Raw genomic sequence first — 18,935 nt, 5'->3', positions numbered from 1 at the left:
CAGGCGGGAGTCATTGGGGTGTTGTCTGAACTGCCGCCTTGGTGCGGCAGACCGGGCACACGGGGGTCGAGAGATCGGGGTGATCCCACGACCAGGCGCGGCCGTAGTTCGGCAGGCCGCACAAGGTGGTGTCGGCAGTGATCGCAGCCGAGTAGTGCGCCGGCCCCGATCCGTCACCGATCCACACCAGGTAGACGCTCATGACGCCGTGACCTCGGCCAGGCCGCTGGTGAAACGGCGCTGCCCCATCTCCAGCACCCCGGCCTCGACCAGGCGACGAGCGACCTCGTCCCAGGTCTGCGACGCGTTGAGTAGCAGGCAGGTCTGGTGGACGCCCTCGAGGTACCCGATGCCGCCGACGGCCTCGGCCAGAGAGACCGGCTGGCCGGCACCATCTGTCAACGACTTTGTGATCCAGCCAACCAACGTGTCTGCCGTCCACTGATCTGCGCTCATCACGCTGCCTTCGAGCTAGCGGCAGCAGCACCGGCAGCAGGCTTACGCGCGGCGTTCTCGCCCGGCTTCACCATCGACTCAGCCCGGTACGACCAGGTGATCCGGGTCCGGTCCTGACCCTCACGGTTCTTCCCGCCCGTGTACTCCACGTACGGAAGTGCCGTCAGGCCGACGAACTCGACCGGGGTCCAGGGGAACGGGGTGTCGTTGGCCGGCGGCACCGGCTGGTGCTTGGCCAGGAACTTGACCGTGATCGCGGTGTCCTTCTTCCCGACTGCGTCGTCGGCATCGAGAACCACGACCTGCCAGACCGGCAGCCCCGTCTCCTTCTCGAGCTGCTGGGGCATCGACCCATCGGCGCGCTTGCCGGCGTCGAAGTCGAGGACCGGCTCGACCTCGCCCTTGAGGAACGCTCCCTGCGGGAACACGTCACCGTGCTGGACTGCGAAACGCTGCTTCATCGCCATTGCTAGTTCTCCTGTGTCGGTTGGCCGGACCTTTTCCGGCTTGTATCCATTGACCCGTGAAACCGGGGGACGTCTTCACCCCAAACCGTGGACATTTGGGGACATTTGCCCCAGAATGGAGACATGGCAGCGAACCAGCGCATCCGCTCGGCACTCACGAACAAAGGCATGACGGCCGCATCTCTGGCCGGCGCCGTAGGCGTCGACCCGAAGAGCGTTGAGCGCTGGATCAGTCAGGGACGCGTCCCGCACCCAGGAACCCGTGCACGCGTCGCGGAGGCCCTCGGCTACGAGGAGACCCACCTGTGGCCTCAACTGCTCTTGGACTCTCGAGCTGCGTCATCCGCCCAGTCCGAGCTGGTGCAGCTCTGGCCGAGTCGAGAGAGCGTCCCGGGCGATGTGTGGCGCTCCCTGCTGACGCGCACTTCGAAGCGCCTAGACGTGCTCGCCTACTCCGGCGGATTCCTCGTCGAGGTCTACGGACTCGCCGCCGAGATCGAGCGAATCTCAGAGGCCGGCGGACAGGTCCGTATCGCGCTGGGTGACCCGGAGAGCGAAGCCGTCCGCCTGCGAGGCCTCAACGAGGGCCTGCCGGCGCTTCCCGAGCGGGCGCGATCCACCCTTGAGTACCTCGCTGAGGTCAAGAACCTGCCCGGCGTGGAGGTACGACAGCAGAGCGCCCCGCTGTACGTATCGCTCTACCGCTTCGACGACGAGGTCCTGGCGAACACGCACACCCACGGTGCGCCGGCGAAAGACTCGCCCGTCTTCCACTACCAGCGAGCGGCCGATGCGCATCTCTTCAACTACTACGCCGCCGCCTTCGACCGGGTCTGGAAGGACGCCACGCCCGCCTGAGTCGTAGCCTGTTGGGCATGGGCCGAAGGATCGATTGGTACGACGACCCCGCTGCGCCGGAGGTTAACAGCATCAAACCGAGCGCCGGAGCGTTCGTGCGCGACGAGGACGGGCGAGTCCTGCTTATCCGCCGCGACGACAACGGCAACTGGTCAATGCCTGGCGGAGCGATGGACCCCGGCGAATCCCTCACCGCGTGCGCAGCTCGGGAGACGCTTGAGGAGACTGGAATCTCTGTCGCGATCACGGACCTAGTTGGCATCTGGACCGACCCGCTCCATCGGATCGAGTACACCTCAGACGGTGAGGTCCGCCAGGAGTTCACCGTCATCTATGCCGGCCGCTACCTCGCCGGCGAACCGACGCCGAGCAAGGAGAGCCTCAGTGTCGAGTGGGTCGACCCTGAGAAGGTTCCAAGCCTCCAGATGGACCGCAGCCAGCGCGTTCGTATCGACTGGGCGCTCAACGAGCGGTGGCCGCACATCGACCAGATCACAGCCGCCAGCTGATCACGCCGACTCGGCGAGCCGGATCCGCTCCTCTACCCGCGCCACTGCGGCAAGGATCTCCGGCCGAGCCCGCCGGATGAACCGCGTAACGAGGTCCTCCGGCCCGTAACGAACCTCGATCTCTTCGAGGCGTTCGCGCGCGCTTACCGTCGCGCCTGACGGACCCGTTGTCATGTCGCAGAAGCACACCGCATCCTCGTACTCCGCCGGAGGCCGCTCGAACTCCGCCAGTTCATCGACCAGCGCTCGCTCATCGGCTTCCAGGATCGCGCAGGAGTGATGCGCCACCATCGACACAATCCGTTCATCCCATCCGGTGTGGCGCAGGTACCGCGCACCGTCGATCGCATGCATGCCGGTGTCCACCAAATCGGGCGCGTACCCAACGTCGTGAAGCCAGCAAGCAGGGGCCAGCAGGTCGACATCCAGGCCGAGACGCCGCCCAACGTCCTCTGCCTTCCGCCCAACCGCGGCCAGATGGCGCCACCGCAGACCCAAAGGTTCAATCAACCGGCGGGCCTCGTCACGTGCAGTACTCAATGCGTCAGACACCCGACACACGCTATCGCCTATCTAAGGTACCTGGGCAACAACGTCCGCAAGGCCGGCGGGGCACGAATCTGCGATCGAGGCCCACTTATAGCCAATTTGGATGATATGCGACTGTCGTTGCGGCGTTTATCGGAACAATCCGGGAGTAGCGGCTAGCGTACGCAGAAATCTGGCCAGCCAATATTTGGCACAGTTGCTGCAACCCAATCCGATTGGACAAGCCGCTAATGTCAATCGACCCGGATCTCGTCGATATTGCGCTCTCACGTATCTCGGGCACACAGTTCGAAAAGTTTGCCAATGCATTCTTCCCGGCGCTGCTCGGCGTGGAGTACTCCCCTCTCGGGGGCCTTCATGACGGTGGCGCAGATGCGTTCGGCGGTGACATCGTTAACGAGCGTCGAGGTCGTGCTGGGCACTTCTACCAATCCAGCGTTCAGGCTGATACGCGAGCAAAGATAAAGGCGACCGTGGAACGGTTGCGGGAATTTGGGCGTGAGCCCAAACTCATGACCTACTTTACGTCTAGAGTCGTTCCGGCGATCGATGTGCTCGAGGACAAGCTTGGCGAGGACCTCGACGTCGTGATCAGAATTCGTGACGGCGCATACATTCGGTCGCACATAAACGATCATGCAAGCACAGTTTCGGCATATGACAAGTATCTTGCTCCGGAAACGGACTTCTTGCGCTCGGTTGGATCTGCGAAGGTTATTGGCGACTCGAAGCATGTCACTAGTCCAGCGGTATACGTATTTCTTCGCCAAGAGATCGACAAGCTCGACGGCGATATATCGCTCATTAACTCTGTGACTGACAGTTTGGCGATCTGGGCGCTAGAAGGTACTGATCCAGACGCCGAAATATTTATGTCGGCGGAAGATGTCCTCGATCGGATCAATGAGCACGTTCCGTCTGCGCGAACTCTGATCGAAGGAAGAATCGAGGCTAGGCTTCACGCTCTGTCGAAAAAGTCCTATCCGGGTGGCCGCCAAGTCAACTGGCACCGAGATCGCGACCGGTACGTTCTCCCGCTCCGCACGCGTGAACGAATTGCCGACGAGAACAAAGAAGATGAGGCCCTGAGGCTTCGTGTGCTGCGGCGCTTCGAAGATCGAGCTCGAGAGATGCCCGACCAGTTGGTCTCCGATGAGGCAGGGACGATTGCAGCTGAGACGACGCTGCGAGCATTCCAACTTGCGTTCGAGGAGGAGGGCCTTGAGTTTGCCCACTTCGTTTCCACCGAGTCTGATTCGGAGTACGTCAAGATCGGTGACGCGGTCCGCCGGGCAATCGAGGATAGGGGAGTTTCGGGCGAAGGATCGATTCAACTGGCGCGGACTTGTCTCACGATCGCACGAGAGTGCCTCTATCGCGGTTCCGACGACGAAAGGAAGTATCTTGGGCGACTGGCGCGTACATACACATTGCTGTTCACACTTAGGAATGAGCCACGCCTTGTCAGCTACTTCGAAAAGATGGCGGCGGACTTCTATCTCTACGTGGGAAGCGACATCCTGGTGCGAGCGCTTAGTGAGCGCTATCTAGATCCTAAGGACCAGTTAGTTCGTAACGTTCTGTTGATGGCCTCTGCCGGCGGAGCGACGTTGGTACTGACCCAGCCAGTTCTCGAAGAGGTCGTTTGGAACCTGAGATCTTCCGACTTGGAGTTCAGAAATCACATCGAAGGTGTGGAGCACCGCCTTGATGCTGATCTAATCCGCGAGGTCCCAAAAATTCTTGTCCGCGCTTATCTCTATAATCGGGTGGGTGTTGACGGACCTGCGACGTGGCCAGGCTTTGTTGAGCAGTTTTGCAATCACTCGTCTCTCTTCCGGCCCGAAGCCGAAGATCAGATTCGTCGATACCTACAGGCGACATTCTCGATGGAATATAGAACGCGCGAGGCGCTCGAGAACCTTAGTGATCCCGGCCAGGTGGCGGAGCTTACGTCGAACCTTCTGGAGACGAAGGACAAGGAGGAGTTGGCGATGAATGATGCCCTGCTCGCGTGCTCGGTCTACGGTCATCGCAAGGCTCAACGCGAGACTTCGCAAGCAAACCAGTTCGGGTTTCGCACATGGTGGCTCACAAACGAGACTCGAATCTTGCGGCACTCGCGGTTTCTAGAGGACGAGCACCACGGCGCGCGCTACATGATGCGACCAGATTTCCTACTGAACTTCCTTACGTTCGCTCCGAAGGCTACGGAGGTTCGTCGAACCTTCGCGAACGTATTCCCCTCCGTCCTGGGCGTTCAGCTCTCACGAAGGATGGATGAGGGCACGTTCCATCGGATCATGAAGGAGGTCAAGCGGGCCGAAACCCTGGAGGAAGGGCGGCGGCTCGCAGTGATGGCTGAGTGCGCAGACCGCCTTAAGTCCGACTTCGCTCGCCGGTACCACGTCGAGCTCACAGAGTGAGGCTCACGTGAGTTGACGCAGTGTCGTGAAGCGGAAGGTTCCTGACGGATCTGTGTCAGGACGTGGTTGACAGTCCGCCTAGGAGATTGAGGGTCAGCGGACCGTGGCCCGCTGTGTTCGGTCCTAGGCCGCAGTCGCACCGTGCTCGGGTTTAATCGGTGACATGGTCACCTTGCCGTCTGTCCGTGAGTCGCTCCTGGTCCGTGTCGAGTTCTCGAACGACGGCGCCTGGCGGCGGGCGAAGGCCGCGGCTACAGCAACTAACGAGGACGGGTTCTGCGCTTACCTGCACCCCGTCGATGACCCATCGAACCAGGGCGTGTCCTGGGAAGAGCTGGTACATGCTCTGCCGGAGTCGTCGGACAGGCCGGCTGTGATGTTCGTGGTCGACCAGGAGGCATTGGGCGCGGAGTATCCGATCTTGGTGGTCGACCTGGCCGATGGCCGTCCGCCGTTTCGCTGTGTCGCCGCTGAGCTGTGGGGCGTCGACAACAACCTCAACATCGCGAACATGGACTGGGAAGAGTTCTCCCGAGCTGTCAGCCCCGATGGTGTCTTCCGCGGGTTCAGGTAGCGGACTCGGTCAGTCTTGGTCATTCGGCCGACGACGCCCGAGGAGCACCATCGATGCGAGAGCGCTCATCGCTGCATACTTGTGTTGTGCGCCGATTCCGCCTGATGGCTGACTACGAGTGCCATGCCCTCTGGGAGGGACGTGACAATATCGATCCGTGGACGATTGACATTCCCGCTGACGTCGCAAGTTCCCTAGACGGGTGGGCTGACGCTTACACGGCCACGCTCGACAAGGCTGACCCGAGTACTTCAGGGTTCAAGGACGAGCCTGAAGCGAAAGCCTGGCTGCTGCAAGGCAGCCGCATTGCCAGCCGGCTTCGCCGCCACGGCTACGCAGTCGACTACTTCCATGAGGACCAATGCGCGCTCGACTTGGTCTTTCGCACGTAGGCACACACGGTGCCGCAGATCAGGTAACGGACATATGTTGTGGAACCGTCGACGGAGCACAACAGCAAAGCCGACTGGGCCGTGAGAACTTTCTCTACTGACTCAAGGCGGCCTCGGCCGCGGGCGCGGCCTCCGGGGGCGTGCGGCCCGGCGGCCGGTCCCCCTACGTGCCGCGCAAATGAAGAAGGGCGCTCAGTCCGTAGACCAAGCGCTCGCTCTCCATGTCGACGATCACCGCCCGCGTGGACCTCGCTGACCGAACTCCGGATCGACGTACTCCTCATCGCCCAGCTTCTCCGCGACCTTCGTCCTCAGCCGCAGATCCGGGAACTTCCGCCAGACCTTCCGTCGACGACCCAAGACCGCATCCTCGACTCCGGCCTCGACCTCTGCATCCGGAGCACCGATCGCATCCGACAGGGCGACAGAGTCAGCACGACGGTTCGCGCGGTTCACCTCAGCCTTTCGACGCGGAATCGCCTTGCGAGCAGCCTTGTCGTTGTTGCCGTAGTTCGGGCGTCGGTCGCGCTCGAGGCTCAGCCGCTTCTTCTCCTGTGGGTTCTTCACGCGACTCATGCACGCAACGGTAGAGGAGGGCGACCTTGAGCTGGTCTCAATTTCGGGTTGTTGGCTGATGACGAGGGAGGGGGAGGGGTTGCTGCCGGCGGGGACACTCCCCGCGACACCTCGAGGCACCGTGCGGTTGGGTCGCGTGGGGGCAAGCCCCCAGACCCCCGCCAATGGGGCCAGGTGCCAACCGGGGTTACGCTCCGCCCCCGCGATACGGACTCCCAGCGATGCCCCCGTGGTGTCCCCGGCGCTCTCGAAACGGTCCCGAAGAGCCATGAACAACCATGACGAAAAGTCAGTGGGCGTAAGGGTGGGGGAGTAGGGCGCCGCTTCCGGCACCTGACTTACAAGGAGGATGTCAGGGGTTCGAGTCCCTTTGCGTCCACCACAGGATCAGTCCTCCGCGGCGATGTCGGCGACGGTGAGGCGAAAGACCGGATGGCGGAGTGCGTCGGCGATGATGTCCTCGTCGGGGGAGTCCGCGGTCACGGCGAAGTAAGGCCGGGTCACCGGTACCTCGCGCAGATACTGGCGAAGCACGGGAACGCTGGCCGACGGGTCCAGCTCGCTGACGTGCACCGTTTCTGAGCGGCCGCCCCGGCTGAGTGTGACCCGGCCGGCGGCGCGGACGTTGCGCACCCAGTTGGTGACACCGTAGGCGGCGACCAGCCAGCGCTCGCCGTCGCGGGCCATGACATCGACGGGCGTGGAGTGGGGTGTGCCTGTGCGGCGGCCGGGGACAGTGAGGATGTGCCGGTACGACTTGCCCAGCCCCAGCCGGGTCATCGCCGCGAATACGCGGTCGACCAGGCGTGTGACGGCGTTGACGTGATAGATCCTGGCCATCGGCGTTCTCCTCGGGTTCGTGGTCCGACGGTGGTGCCTGGGCGGATGACAGGCCGACCGCGCTGGTCCACGATACGGCGACAGCCGACTCGCCGGGTCAGCGCGAAGCTGCGTACGTCTTCGGTGGTGTCTGCGCGCTGACGCCGGAGGAGCGGGGCGGGAGCGTGCGGGCGGCGGCGAAGGCGATCAGGACGATCGCGATGACCATGCTCGCGGTGCCGGTCCAGCCGGCGGCGAAGGCGAGGCCGCCGAGCCAGCCGAAGAGGCTGGATCCGGCGTAGTAGAAGAGTGTGTAGAGCGAGGTGGCCTGGGCCACGCCGCCGGTCGCCATCGGTCCCACCCAGCCCGAAGCGATCGAGTGCGCGGCGAAGTAGGCCGTGGCGAACAGCAGCAGCCCGGTCAGGACCGAGGTCAGCCGGTCGGGGATCGTCAGGGCGGCGCCGGTGACCATGGTCAGGGACGAGGCCAGGAGTACGCGTCGGCGGCCGAAGCGGCCGGCGAGCGTGGCCGCCAGCCGGGCCGACACCGCCCCGGAGAGCCCGGCGAGGAAGATCACCGCGGTCAGCGACGGAGGCAGGTCGAACGGCTCCAGCTCGAGCCGGTAGCCGAGGTAGTTGAAGACCGCCACCTGGGCGCCCATGAGGAGGAATCCCTGCGCGTAGAGCGCCAGCTGGGCGGGGTTGGTGAGGTTGGCGACCATGCCCGGCCAGACACCGGTGAGGCGTGACCGTGCCGTGGCCGGGCGGGAGCGCTCGCGCGGCAAGGCGGTGACCGCCACGGCGGCACCGAGCGCGCTGACGACACCGGCCACCAGGGCCGCCACGCGCCAGTCGCTCACGTCGGCGACCGGCGCCGCGATGAGCCGTCCGGTCACGCCCCCGAGCACCGTTCCGGAGATGTACGTCGCCCCCGCAGCAAGGGCGCGGCGTCGACTCACCCGCTCGTCCAGGTAGGCCATGGCGAGCGCCGGGGTGCCGCCCAGGGCGATGCCCTGTCCGACGCGCAGGAGGACGAGCACGGGGAACGACGTCACGAACGGCAGCACCAGCCCGATGGCGGCCGCGGCGAGGATGGCGATCGTCATCGCCCTGGCCCGGCCGATCCTGTCGGCGATCCACGACCAGCCGAGCGCGGCGACGGCGAGCCCGATCGTCGCCCCGGAGATCGTCAGCGCGGCCTGCGAGGCATCGACCCCGAAGCCGCGGCTGATCGCCGGGATCAGCGCCTGGGGGTAGTAGAGCTGCACGAACGTCGTCATCCCGATCGCGACGAGGGCGATCAGCACGCGTCGGTGTCCCGCTTCGGCCGGTTCGCTCACCCTCGTCACGCTAGGCAGCTCGAAACCCTGCGTCCAATGCATTGGTGATGCGATAACAATGCGTTCACGCATACAGTGTCGAAGGTGGATGCCGCCGCCCGAAATGTCCTGCCGATGCTCCCCGCCCTCGCTGCGCTCGCCGAGACCGGCCAGACGCTCGCCGCGGCCGACCTGCTGCAGATGCCTCAGCCGACGGTGAGCCGCATGCTCGCCCGGCTCGGCAGAGAGCTGGGCGTGGACGTGGTCGAGCGGCACGGGAGGGGCCTGCGGCTGACCCGCGCCGGAGAGGCGCTCGCACCCCATGCCGCGGCCGCGGTCGCGGCGGCCACGGCGGGCATCGAGGCGGTGCAGGCTCAGGAGTCCGGCGCGCGCGGACGGATCGCCCTCGCCTTCCAGAGCACGCTCGGCGAGCGGGTCGTACCGGCGTTGGTCAAGGCGTTCCTCCAGGAGCATCCGGGTGCGTCCGTCGACCTGATCCAGACCTCGCGTCCGCGGTGCCTGGCGGCTCTCGCCGACGGCACCGCCGAGGTCGCCCTGATCTCGCCGCTCGAGGAAGGCGCCGGCCTGCGCCACCGGCGGCTGCACACCGAGCCGCTCGTCCTGGTCGTGCCGCCAGGCCACCGCTTGTCGACACGTGCCCGGGTGAGCTTCGAGGACGCCGCCGAGGAGACGTTCATCTGCATGAGGCGCGGTTATGGGATGCGTACGCTGCTCGAGGAGCTCGCCCAGGCCAGCGGGATCACGCCGACGATCGGTTTCGAGGGCGACGACCTCGCCACCCTCCGAGGGCTGGTCTCGGCCGGCCTCGGTGTCAGCCTGGCGCCCCGCGACCCGCACGGGGCCACCGGTTGTGTGGAGGTGCCGTTGACCAACCCGGAGGCGGTGCGGCACATCGGCGCCTGCTGGCTCGACCGCAAGCCGTCGACGCTCGCGGCTGCCTTCCAGGACCTGCTGCGTCGGCGCGGACGACGGCTGACCGAGATCGGCCTGCACCCGCCGGTCGCGTGATCCGTCCTCGAGAAATCAGTGCGGCACCTGATCCCGCAGTGCCATCATGACGGCATGGCAGGGCAGGGTCGGAACATCGGCAGGTGGCAGCCAACGGCACCGAGGGGCTACTTCGACGGGACCGTCGAGGTCCTCCACCACGATCGCGCTCTCCCGGAGGCGTCGGTCAGCTTCTCCGGCGGCCCGGACCGCGTCCACACCGACGACTCCGAGACCGAGACCGAGTTCGACCCGGTCCGTCGCGTCGGCTTCACCGCACCGCTCGTGACCCGTGAGCCGCTCGTCTGGGAGGGCGACCAGGCCTGAGGCACAAGCTGGAACATCAGCCTTTTGGCTGATCTCCGGTTCAGCCTTGTTCGCGATGATCGGCGAAGCCGCGGCTGATGAAGTTGGTGGCATGGCAGATTCTCTGGTTCGTACGCGGTCGGTCGCCCGTCCGCACTTCGCAGACAGGTTGACCTCACTACGGGGAGCGTGGGCAGCGCTGGGGCTCGCGGTGGTCGTGATGGGCGTGCTCTTCGGGGTCCTCGGTGGGGCGGAGGCCCCGGCGGGGAGCGGTGACGCGCCGGTGGGCTCGGAGGCGACGCGTGTCGGTGAGCTGATGAAGGGGTTCCCGGACGCGGACCGGCAGACGGTGCTCGTCGTCGCCTCGCGTACCGGCGGCGGCGAGCTCTCCGCGGGTGACCTGGAGGGGCTCGTTCCGGTGGTGGACGCGGCTGGTTCGAGCGAGCCGGAGGTCAGCGCGGACGGCAGGGCCGCGGTCCTGGCCGTGCCGATCACGGTCGGTGCCGACAACGCCGGGACGGCGGAGGTGATCGAGGATCTGCGTACCGACATCGCGGCGCAGGCTCCCGACGGGCTCACCGTGCAGGTGACGGGCGGGCCGGCGTTCGGGGCCGACATGGCCTCCGCGTTCGAGGGCGCTGATGTCACGCTGCTGCTGGTGACGATCGGGATCGTCGCGATCCTGCTGATCATCACCTACCGGTCGCCGGTCCTGTGGCTCGTCCCGCTGATCGTGGTCGCGCTCGCCGACGGGCTGGCCGCGAGGGTCACGGCCGCGGCCGGGGCGTTGTGGGGACTCGAGTTCGACGCCGGCATCATCAGCGTGCTCGTCTTCGGCGCCGGCACCAACTACGCGCTCCTGCTGATCTCCCGCTATCGGGAGGAGCTGCAGGAGAGCGAGGACGACCGGGCGGCGCTGAGCCGTGCCTGGCGCAAGACGGTCCCCGCGGTGCTCGCCTCGAACGTGACGGTCGTCCTCGCCCTGCTGGTCCTGGTCTTCGCCACGATCCCGATGACTCGCGGGTTGGGAATCCCGGCGGCGATCGGTCTGCTGATCGCGCTGGTCGCGGTGCTGTTCGTGCTGCCGCCGTTCCTGGCGGTGTGCGGGCGCCGGCTGTTCTGGCCGTTCATCCCTCGGCCTGGTGGTGCCCGCGCCCAGGGGCGTACGTGGCGGCTGATCGCCTCCCGGGTCGCGAAGCGGCCGGCGGGGAGCCTGATCGGTGGCCTCGCGCTGCTAGCGGTGATGGCCGCGGGTCTTCTCGGCACCTCGGTCGGGCTCGACCAGGTCGAGAAGTTCCGGGTGCAGTCCGAGTCGGCCGCGGGCCTGGAGACGCTCTCGGCCCACTTCCCCGCGGGCGAGGCTCAGCCGATCCACATCGTCGCCGACAGCACGGCGGCCGACGAGGTGATGGCGGCCGTGGCCGAGGTCGAGGGCGTCGTACGCGCTCACCCGGCCGGGACCACCGACGACGGATCGCTCACGAAGATCTCCGTGACCAGCGCCTTCTCGCCGGGCACCGAGCGCAGCCTCGACCAGATCACCGAGCTGCGCGACGCCGTCCACCCGGTCCAGGGTGCGGACGCCCTCGTCGGCGGTGCGGTCGCGACCGAGCTGGACGCGAAGCAGGGGAGTGAGCGCGACCTGCTGCTGGTCGCGCCGCTGGTGCTCGCGGTGAGCTTCCTCGTCCTTCTCGTGCTGCTGCGTTCGCTGGTGGCCCCGGTGCTGCTGCTCCTGGTCAACCTCGCCAGCGCGGCGGCCGCGATCGGGGCGGGGAGCTGGCTGAGCCGGGTGCTGTTCGACCAGCGTGCGCTCGACCTCCAGGTGCCGATCCTGGCGTTCCTGTTCCTGGTCGCGCTCGGCATCGACTACACGATCTTCCTCGTGCACCGGGCGCGCGCGGAGGTGGTGACCGTCGGCACCCGGGCGGCCATGGTCGAGGCGGTCGCCCACACGGGCAACGTGATCACCAGCGCGGGCATCGTGCTGGCCGCGGTGTTCGCCGCGCTCGGCGTGCTCCCGCTGGTGGTCCTCGGGCAGCTCGGCCTGATCGTCGGGGTCGGCGTGCTCGTCGACACGCTGGTGGTGCGTACGGTGATCGTCCCGGCGATCTTCGCACTCGTCGGCGAGCGAATCTGGTGGCCGAGCAGGTCTGTGGGGGAGCGCGGGAGAGTATTGGTCCCATGAGCGTCGTGCACATGCCGCTGGGGTGGACCGGCCCCTCGGGTTCGACATCGGCCCGGTCGACGGTGCGGGCCATGGAGGTCGGTCAGCACGTCATCGCCGTCGTGCTGACCGCGATCGGCGTCAGCCGGGCCGTCGGCGACGGCGTGGCGCTTCCCGTCGCGGTCGCCTCGGGAGTCGCGATCCTCGGCTGGCACACCGCCGGCGCGGTCCTGTCGTCCCGGACACGCTCGCGCCGGCTGCTGGTGGGGTGGCTGGTCGGCTTCGCCGCGATCTGGACCGCCGCGGTGGCGGTCTCGGCCGAGTTCGTCTGGCTGGCGTTCCTGCTGTGGCTGCTCGCCGGTCACCTGCTGCCGCTGCGCTGGGGGCTGGCCTTCTCGTCGCTGATCCTCGTGGTCGTGGTCGCCGCCCCCATCCTGGGCCGCGGCACGAGCAGCTACGCGGACGTCTTCGGCCCCGTCATCGGCGGCGTCTTCGCGTTCGGCATCTCGCGTGGCTACCTCCAGCTGCTGCGCGACGCCGCCGAGCGTGAGCGGCTGGTGACCTCGCTGCGGAGCGCGCAGCAGGAGATGGCCGAGCTGCAGGACGAGCTCGTGCTGGCGCAGCGGCACTCCGGAGCGGTCGCCGAGCGCACCCGGATCTCCCGCGACATCCACGACACCATCGCCCAGGCGCTCTCCTCGATCCGGCTGCTGACCCATGCCGGCGGCAGCCGCACCACGGACGAGGAGGCGTCGCGGACGTTCGCGCAGGTCGAGGCGCTCGCCGGTGACAGCCTCGCCGACGTACGCCGGATCGTGGCGGCCCTGGCTCCCGCCGAGCTCGAGGACGCCGCGCTCGCCTCGGCGCTGCGACGCATGATCGACCGCACCCACGACGAGGCCGGGCTGCTGGCCGAGCTCCATGTCGACGACACGCTCCCGCTGCTGCGGACCGAGGTCGAGGTCGCGCTACTCCGCACCGCCCAGTCGGCGCTGTCCAACGTACGTCTCCACGCCGGCGCCACCCGCGTCGTCGTCACGCTGACCGACGACCAGGACTCGGTACGCATGGACATCAGCGACGACGGCGCCGGCTTCGACGTCGCCGCCTGGGAGCAGGACGCCGGCGCGGGGTCGTCGAGCTACGGCCTGCGGTTCATGCGGGCCCGTCTTCGCGAGCTCGGCGGCGGGCTCGACGTGGAGAGCACACCCGGCGAGGGCACCGCGGTCTCCGCGCACCTCCCGATCCACATCGAGGGGACGCGATGACCACGGTGCTCCTCGTCGACGACCACCCGGTCGTACGCAGCGGGCTGCGCGCGGTGATCGACGCCGGCGAGTCGCTGGAAGTGATCGGGGAGGCGGCCACCGGGGAGGAGGCGATCGTGCTCGCCGGTGACCTCCGACCCGATGTCGTGCTGTGCGACCTGCGCCTCGGCAGCGGGATCGACGGCATCCGGACCACCGTCGCCCTGCGGGCCCTCGACCCGGCGCCGGCGGTGCTGATCCTGACGACCTTCGACCGGGACGCCGAGGTGCTCGGTGCGATCGAGGCGGGTGCCGCCGGCTACCTCCTCAAGGACGTCGACCCCGAGGTCATCGTCGAGGGCATCCGGCGTGCCGCGGCCGGCGACATGGTGCTCGCGCCGGACCTCGCCGCGCGCGTGCTCAAGGGCATGCGGAGCCCGCTGCCACGGCTGACCGATCGCGAGATCGAGGTGCTGCGCCACCTGGCGCGGGGCGCCACCAACCGGGAGATCGCCCGCACCCTCTTCGTCACCGAGGCCACCGTGAAGAGCCACCTCGCGCACATCTTCACCAAGCTCGACGTCGACAGCCGCTCCCGCGCCATCCATGTCGCCCAGGAGACCGGCCTGATCTGAGCTGGGGTGAGGCGGGATCAGTGCTCGATGAGCCCCGACTGGTAGGCCCAGACGGCGGCCTGGAGCCGGGACTTCACCCCGAGCTTGGGCATCATCCGGGCCAGGTGGGACTTCACCGTCGAGACCTCGAGGACGAGGGCCTGGGCGATCTCCTCGTTGGACATGCCCTCGGCGAGATGGAGGAGGATGTCGAGCTCGCGGGTGGTCAGGAGCTCGCTGCCGCGGGCGGCGGTCACGGGCTGCGTACGCCGGCGGGTGACGACCTCGCGCAGGACGCGACGGGTGAGCGAGGTGTCGAGGGTGCCGTGGCCGGCGGCGACGGAGCGGACCGCGGCGACGATCGCGTCAGGGTCGGAGTCCTTGAGGAGGAAGCCGGAGGCACCGGCCTCGAGCGCACCGAAGACGTAGTCGTCGATGTCGAAGGTGGTCAGGACGAGCACCGGGATCGGGTCGGCGACGTCGGGCCCGCAGAGCTCGCGGGTGGCGCTGATCCCGTCGCGGCCGGGCATCCGGATGTCCATGCAGACCACGTCGGGTCGCAGTACCAGCGCCTGCTCGACCGCGGACGCACCGTCCTCGGCCACCGCGACGACCTCGATGTCGGGCTCGGTCCCCAGCAGCGTACGCAGCCCGGCACGCACCAGCGGCTGGTCGTCGGCGACCACGACCCGGATCATCCGGACACCTCCGCGGTCGCGGCCGCGGGGATCAGCAGCCGGGTCTGCCAGCCGCCCTCGGCGGTCGGTCCGGCCTCGAGGGTCGAGCCGGTGAGGTCGGCGCGCTCCTGCATGCCGACGAGGCCGAGGCCACGCCGTTTCGGGGAGCCCGATGAGACGGGCTCGGGCGGCGGCCCGTTGCGCACCGTCACCACCACCTCGGCCGGTTCCCGGGCGTCGACGACCACCTCGCACGGCGCTCCCGGCGCGTGCCGGGCGGCGTTGGCGAGGCACTCCTGCACGGTGCGGTAGGCGGAGAGCTGGGCGAGCGGCCCGACCTTCTCGAACGCTGTCTCGGGCCCCAGGTGCGAGAGCGACACCGGGAGCCCGGCACGACGGGCGTCCTCGACGAGCGATCCCAGATGGGAGAGGCGCTCGTGCCCGCTCGCCTCCTCGGCCTGCCCGGGACTCCGCAGGAGCGTGACCAGCCCGCGCAGCTCGCGCAGCATCGCGGTGCTCTGGGTGCGGACCTGGCGTACGGCCTCCTTAGCGCCCGCCGGGTCGGTGTCGATCTGCCGCTCGACCGCGCCGGTCATCACCGCGATCCCGGTCAGGTGGTGGGCGGCGATGTCGTGGAGCTCGCGCGCCATCGCGGTCCGCTCCTCCGCGATCGCCGCCGCGATCTGGGCGGACTGCTCGCGGTCGACCGCGTCGGCGAGGTCGGTCCGGGCCTCGCGTGCGTCGCGGCGTGCGCGCACGGTGGCGGCGAGCAGTGCCGGCGCGGCGATCACCCCCGCGCCCTGGACGATGCCGGCGAGGGCGGCGGTGCCGGCCGCGAGACCGATGCTCGTCTGGCTCAGGCAGGTCCCGGCCGCGACCAGCAGCCCGGCACCGGCCAACGCCCCGACGAGGGCACGGATCCGGTTGGGGAGCGGAGTCGTGGTCACCGCCGACCACGCCGCGACGGCCACGGCGGCGGAGGAGAGGCTGGTGACGTCGCCCGCCCGGCTCGTCGCCAGCGCCACCGCACCCGCGGCCACGACCAGCAGCACCGTCAGCGGTCGCGAACGCCGCCCCACGAGCGCCGCCGCCTGGACGGTGAGCACCGCGAACGCGACCCACCAGCCTCCGCTGCCGAGAGCCGGGGACCCGGCGACAGACGGATCGGCGGAGTCGAGCCCCGGCGCGACCACCAGCAGCACCGTCGTGGCCAGCCAGACCACCACGGGTGGGAGCAGTCGCGGCACCATCCGGGTCGTCATGTCGTTCACGCCATCATCCTTTACGCAACCGGTCGCGGTCGCCAGCATCTTTCGATGCAAGTGCGAAGGTTCGCTCTTTTGCCCGGCGCGACCGGACCGGCCCCGTTCCTAGGTTCAGGTCAGGAAAGCGACCCACGCAGAAAGGGAACGACCATGACCACGACCCCGCCAGTGACTCAGCCGGAGATCGAGCCGGACCAAGGCCTACGAGCATTCGTACGCCGCCACCAGCTCTCCACGTTCTTCGTGCTCGCCCTCGCGGCGAGCTGGCTGGCCTGGACGCCCTACGTCCTCTCCAACAGCGGCCTCGGCCTCTGGGACCTCACCTTCCCCGGCGGCATGATCGGCGGCCAGCTCCTCGGGATGCTTCCGGGTGCGTACCTCGGCCCGATCGGCAGCGCGGCGCTGGTCACCGGGATCGCCGGCGGCCGGGCCGGCCTGCGGGCCTGGGTCCGGGGGATGTGGCGCTGGCGGGCGAGCTGGCGCTGGTACGCCGGCATCCTGATCGGCGTACCGGTCTCGATCATCGTCGCGACCCAGGCCGTCGGTGGGCAGATGGCGGCGCCGTCGCAGGCGTGGCTGATCGTGCTGGTGGCGTACGTCCCCGGGCTCATCCTGCAGATGATCACCACCGGTCTCGCCGAGGAGCCGGGCTGGCGCGACTTCGCCCTGCCCCGGCTGCAGCGGAAGGTCGGGCCGCTCGGGTCCGCGTTCGTGCTCGGCCCGATCTGGGCGCTGTGGCACATGCCGCTGTTCCTGACCGACTGGGCCGGCTGGCCGGACGTACGCTGGTACGCCCCGCTCGTCTTCACGGCCTTCTGCTTCACCTTCGGCATCGTGATGACCTGGGTCTTCAACCGCACCGGGCAGAGCCTGCCGCTGGCGATGCTGCTGCACACCAGCGTCAACAACTACGCCTCGGTGGCCTCCACCGAGCTCTTCCCCGGCGTCGATGCCGACCGTTTCCAGCTCGCCGTGCTGCTCGCGGCCGGGATCGTGGCGGCCGTCATCGTCCTCGCCACGCGAGGGCGGCTGGGATACGTGAAGAACACGACTCGCTCTGTATAGATTCAGCAGGTGGCTCTCCCTGTCCGGCGCCGTGTCGCGCCGCTCGTCCTCGCCGGCTCGAACGTCTCCGGCGACGTGATGCCGAGCGAGCAGGCCGAGGGCGACCCGATCACGATGACCGGCTCCACCAAGGCCTACGCCGGGGTCAACCCGCACAGCGGGTCGCAGGACGGCGGCGTGCAGTTCGAGGAGATCATCGTCTCCGCGGGCGAGGGCGACATGGACCCGGTGTCCCTGAAGCTGCCGAGCACCGCCGAGGTCGACCAGCCGATCGGCACCAACTGGCACACCGACGCCGCGAAGGCGGTCCCGTTCACCAGCTGATCAGATCCGTTCGGCGACCGGCGCTTCGGAGGTCTCGGCCTCCGAGGCGCCGTCCTCCGCCGCGGTGAGCAGGAAACGGAGCCGGGTCAGCACCAGGCCTGCGGTGAGGGTGCCGCCGATCACGACGAACGCCCACAGGTGCCCGAGGCCGCTGCCGATGAGCGAGCCGGCCAGTGCGGGTCCGAGGATCTGGCCGAGGGTCAGGGTGAGCCCGAGCGAGGCGTTGTAGCGGCCGCGCAGGTGGTCGGGGGCGATGGTGTTCGCCAGGCCGGTCACGATCGGCGCCCACAGCGTCTCGCCGAGGCCGAAGATCGCCAGCCCGATCACGACGGCGGCCACCGCGCCGGCGACGGGCATCAGGTCCGCCGCCGCGAGCACGCTCCAGGCCAGCGACCAGGTCAGCACGGCACACGCCAGAGCAGTCGTACGCCGCCACCCCGACGTGAGCCGCAGCAGAACGACCTGCCCGCAGACGATCACGGCGGCGTTCGCGGCGAAGGCCCAGCCGAGGGCGGTGGCGGGCACACCGGCCACGTCCACGGCGTAGGCGGTCGCGCCGGCCTCGAGCTGCCCGTAGCCGAAGGTCACCGCGAGCACGCCGCAGCCGACCAGGGCCACCGCCCGGCGGTCCCGGAGCACCTCGCCCCAGGAGCCGGCGCTCGCGTCGTCCGCGTCGTCCTGCGTGGGACGGGCGGGGGAGCGGACCAGGAAGGCGAGCACCGCGGCGTAGGCGAGGTAGGCGACGGCGTCGCACAGGTAGAGCGTCTGGAAGGTCTCCGGACGCTCGACGTCGATCAGGAAAGCGCTGACCAGGCCACCCAGGCCGATGCCGGCGTTGAGCCCCAGGAAGGCGAAGCCGTAGGCGCGCTCGCGGTCGGCGGCCGGCACCATCGCGGCCAGCATGGTCGTCGTGCCGGGCCACAGCGGCGAGGCACCCACGACGACGCCGGCGAGCACCGCCATCGTGGGCACGGTGCCGTCGACGAAGCCGAGCGACCCGATGGAGATCGACTCCACGGCCAGCGAGGCCAGCAGGACCGGGCGGGGCCCGAAGCGGTCGAGAAGTGCTCCGACCCCGGGGGCGGCGAGCAGGCCGACCACACCCATCCAGGCGAACATCCAGCCGGCGGTCGATGACCCGAGGTCCTGGACCTGGGCCATGTAGACGTAGAGGAACGGCAGGGTGAGGCCGTTGCCGAGGGAGGCGAACGCGAAGCCCACGAGCACGCGAGTGGCCTGGCTGGGGGAGTTCGGCACGGGTGTGATCGTCCTCTCTCTGGCCCACCTGTCTGGCGGGGATGCGATTAGGGTAGCCTCACTT

22 protein-coding genes are annotated in these 18,935 nt (G+C 68.3%); 12 read left to right on the top strand and 10 right to left on the bottom strand.

The genetic code is table 11. The annotated features are described in order from the left end of the window. Positions 1–10 precede the first annotated feature (10 nt). The 3 genes from ACFVDI_RS14355 to ACFVDI_RS14345 are packed head-to-tail and all read right to left on the bottom strand — an operon-like array spanning position 11 to position 923. Positions 11–202, bottom strand: coding sequence for a hypothetical protein (locus ACFVDI_RS14355; protein ID WP_378906035.1), 192 nt, complete (start codon positions 200–202; stop codon positions 11–13). Beyond that, positions 199–456 (bottom strand): hypothetical protein, encoded by a 258-nt coding sequence (locus tag ACFVDI_RS14350; RefSeq protein ID WP_378906033.1) that lies wholly within the window; start codon positions 454–456, stop codon positions 199–201. Before ACFVDI_RS14350 ends, ACFVDI_RS14355 begins: the two co-directional genes overlap by 4 nt. After that, a complete protein-coding gene (locus tag ACFVDI_RS14345; protein ID WP_378906031.1) occupies positions 456–923 on the bottom strand; it encodes a plasmid replication, integration and excision activator in 468 nt (155 codons plus the stop codon). The genes ACFVDI_RS14350 and ACFVDI_RS14345 overlap by 1 nt, the downstream gene beginning before the upstream one ends. A gap of 123 nt (positions 924–1,046) precedes the next feature. On the opposite strand from ACFVDI_RS14345, the gene ACFVDI_RS14340 reads away from it, so the two are divergent. Both ACFVDI_RS14340 and ACFVDI_RS14335 read left to right on the top strand, forming a co-directional pair. Next, positions 1,047–1,781, top strand: a complete 735-nt coding sequence (locus tag ACFVDI_RS14340; protein ID WP_378906029.1) for a helix-turn-helix domain-containing protein — start codon at positions 1,047–1,049, stop codon at positions 1,779–1,781. A gap of 17 nt (positions 1,782–1,798) precedes the next feature. Further along, a complete protein-coding gene (locus tag ACFVDI_RS14335) occupies positions 1,799–2,290 on the top strand; it encodes an NUDIX hydrolase (protein WP_378906027.1) in 492 nt (163 codons plus the stop codon). Here the strand turns inward: ACFVDI_RS14335 and ACFVDI_RS14330 are convergent, their stop codons facing one another. Continuing rightward, complete coding sequence (locus tag ACFVDI_RS14330; RefSeq protein ID WP_378906025.1) at positions 2,291–2,842, bottom strand: HD domain-containing protein; 552 nt, start codon at positions 2,840–2,842, stop codon at positions 2,291–2,293. A 227-nt stretch (positions 2,843–3,069) separates the two neighbouring features. Between ACFVDI_RS14330 and ACFVDI_RS14325 the strand changes: the two genes are divergently transcribed. From ACFVDI_RS14325 to ACFVDI_RS14315, 3 genes are all read left to right on the top strand, one after another. After that, on the top strand, positions 3,070–5,265 hold the full coding sequence (locus tag ACFVDI_RS14325; protein WP_378906023.1) for a hypothetical protein: 2,196 nt from the start codon (positions 3,070–3,072) through the stop codon (positions 5,263–5,265). Between the two features lie 163 nt (positions 5,266–5,428). Next, positions 5,429–5,839, top strand: a complete 411-nt coding sequence (locus ACFVDI_RS14320; protein WP_378906021.1) for a DUF6924 domain-containing protein — start codon at positions 5,429–5,431, stop codon at positions 5,837–5,839. Between the two features lie 104 nt (positions 5,840–5,943). Continuing rightward, complete coding sequence (locus ACFVDI_RS14315; protein WP_378906019.1) at positions 5,944–6,231, top strand: hypothetical protein; 288 nt, start codon at positions 5,944–5,946, stop codon at positions 6,229–6,231. Positions 6,232–6,462: 231 nt separating this feature from the next. On the opposite strand, the gene ACFVDI_RS14310 is transcribed toward ACFVDI_RS14315, so the two are convergent. The 3 genes from ACFVDI_RS14310 to ACFVDI_RS14300 all read right to left on the bottom strand — a co-directional run bounded on the left by ACFVDI_RS14310 (position 6,463) and on the right by ACFVDI_RS14300 (position 8,965). Next, positions 6,463–6,807, bottom strand: coding sequence for a hypothetical protein (locus ACFVDI_RS14310; RefSeq protein ID WP_378906017.1), 345 nt, complete (start codon positions 6,805–6,807; stop codon positions 6,463–6,465). Positions 6,808–7,194: 387 nt separating this feature from the next. Continuing rightward, positions 7,195–7,647, bottom strand: coding sequence for a nitroreductase family deazaflavin-dependent oxidoreductase (locus ACFVDI_RS14305; protein WP_378906015.1), 453 nt, complete (start codon positions 7,645–7,647; stop codon positions 7,195–7,197). Between the two features lie 97 nt (positions 7,648–7,744). Next, a complete protein-coding gene (locus ACFVDI_RS14300; protein WP_378906013.1) occupies positions 7,745–8,965 on the bottom strand; it encodes an MFS transporter in 1,221 nt (406 codons plus the stop codon). 84 nt (positions 8,966–9,049) lie between these two features. On the opposite strand from ACFVDI_RS14300, the gene ACFVDI_RS14295 reads away from it, so the two are divergent. The 5 genes from ACFVDI_RS14295 to ACFVDI_RS14275 all read left to right on the top strand — a co-directional run bounded on the left by ACFVDI_RS14295 (position 9,050) and on the right by ACFVDI_RS14275 (position 14,304). Further along, the gene (locus ACFVDI_RS14295) at positions 9,050–9,973 is read left to right on the top strand and encodes a LysR family transcriptional regulator (RefSeq protein WP_378906011.1); all 924 of its coding nucleotides are present in this window, start codon (positions 9,050–9,052) and stop codon (positions 9,971–9,973) included. 54 nt (positions 9,974–10,027) lie between these two features. Continuing rightward, positions 10,028–10,279 (top strand): hypothetical protein, encoded by a 252-nt coding sequence (locus ACFVDI_RS14290; protein WP_378906009.1) that lies wholly within the window; start codon positions 10,028–10,030, stop codon positions 10,277–10,279. Positions 10,280–10,370: 91 nt separating this feature from the next. Then, positions 10,371–12,443, top strand: coding sequence for an MMPL family transporter (locus ACFVDI_RS14285; protein WP_378906007.1), 2,073 nt, complete (start codon positions 10,371–10,373; stop codon positions 12,441–12,443). Continuing rightward, entirely contained in the window at positions 12,440–13,690 is a 1,251-nt protein-coding gene (locus tag ACFVDI_RS14280) for a sensor histidine kinase (protein WP_378906005.1), read from the top strand. The genes ACFVDI_RS14285 and ACFVDI_RS14280 overlap by 4 nt, the downstream gene beginning before the upstream one ends. Further along, positions 13,687–14,304, top strand: a complete 618-nt coding sequence (locus ACFVDI_RS14275; RefSeq protein ID WP_378906002.1) for a response regulator — start codon at positions 13,687–13,689, stop codon at positions 14,302–14,304. The genes ACFVDI_RS14280 and ACFVDI_RS14275 overlap by 4 nt, the downstream gene beginning before the upstream one ends. 17 nt (positions 14,305–14,321) lie before the next feature. Here ACFVDI_RS14275 and ACFVDI_RS14270 read toward each other — a convergent pair whose 3' ends face one another. Beyond that, positions 14,322–14,981 carry a response regulator gene (locus tag ACFVDI_RS14270; RefSeq protein WP_378906000.1) on the bottom strand — a complete coding sequence of 220 codons (660 nt, stop codon included), beginning with the start codon at positions 14,979–14,981 and terminating at the stop codon, positions 14,322–14,324. Next, entirely contained in the window at positions 14,978–16,222 is a 1,245-nt protein-coding gene (locus ACFVDI_RS14265) for a sensor histidine kinase (protein ID WP_378906037.1), read from the bottom strand. Before ACFVDI_RS14265 ends, ACFVDI_RS14270 begins: the two co-directional genes overlap by 4 nt. A 153-nt stretch (positions 16,223–16,375) precedes the next feature. Between ACFVDI_RS14265 and ACFVDI_RS14260 the strand changes: the two genes are divergently transcribed. Together ACFVDI_RS14260 and ACFVDI_RS14255 are read left to right on the top strand one after the other, a co-directional pair. Then, complete coding sequence (locus ACFVDI_RS14260; protein WP_378905998.1) at positions 16,376–17,290, top strand: type II CAAX prenyl endopeptidase Rce1 family protein; 915 nt, start codon at positions 16,376–16,378, stop codon at positions 17,288–17,290. A 9-nt stretch (positions 17,291–17,299) separates the two neighbouring features. Further along, positions 17,300–17,614, top strand: a complete 315-nt coding sequence (locus tag ACFVDI_RS14255) for a hypothetical protein (protein ID WP_378905996.1) — start codon at positions 17,300–17,302, stop codon at positions 17,612–17,614. Here the strand turns inward: ACFVDI_RS14255 and ACFVDI_RS14250 are convergent, their stop codons facing one another. Beyond that, positions 17,615–18,871, bottom strand: a complete 1,257-nt coding sequence (locus tag ACFVDI_RS14250; protein ID WP_378905994.1) for an MFS transporter — start codon at positions 18,869–18,871, stop codon at positions 17,615–17,617. Positions 18,872–18,935 lie beyond the last annotated feature (64 nt).

The sequence above is a fragment of the Nocardioides sp. NPDC057767 genome, assembly GCF_042798275.1.
Lineage (GTDB): Bacteria > Actinomycetota > Actinomycetes > Propionibacteriales > Nocardioidaceae > Nocardioides.
The sequence above is the reverse complement of the archived record's forward strand: the minus strand, read 5'-3'. Positions and strand labels throughout refer to the sequence as shown.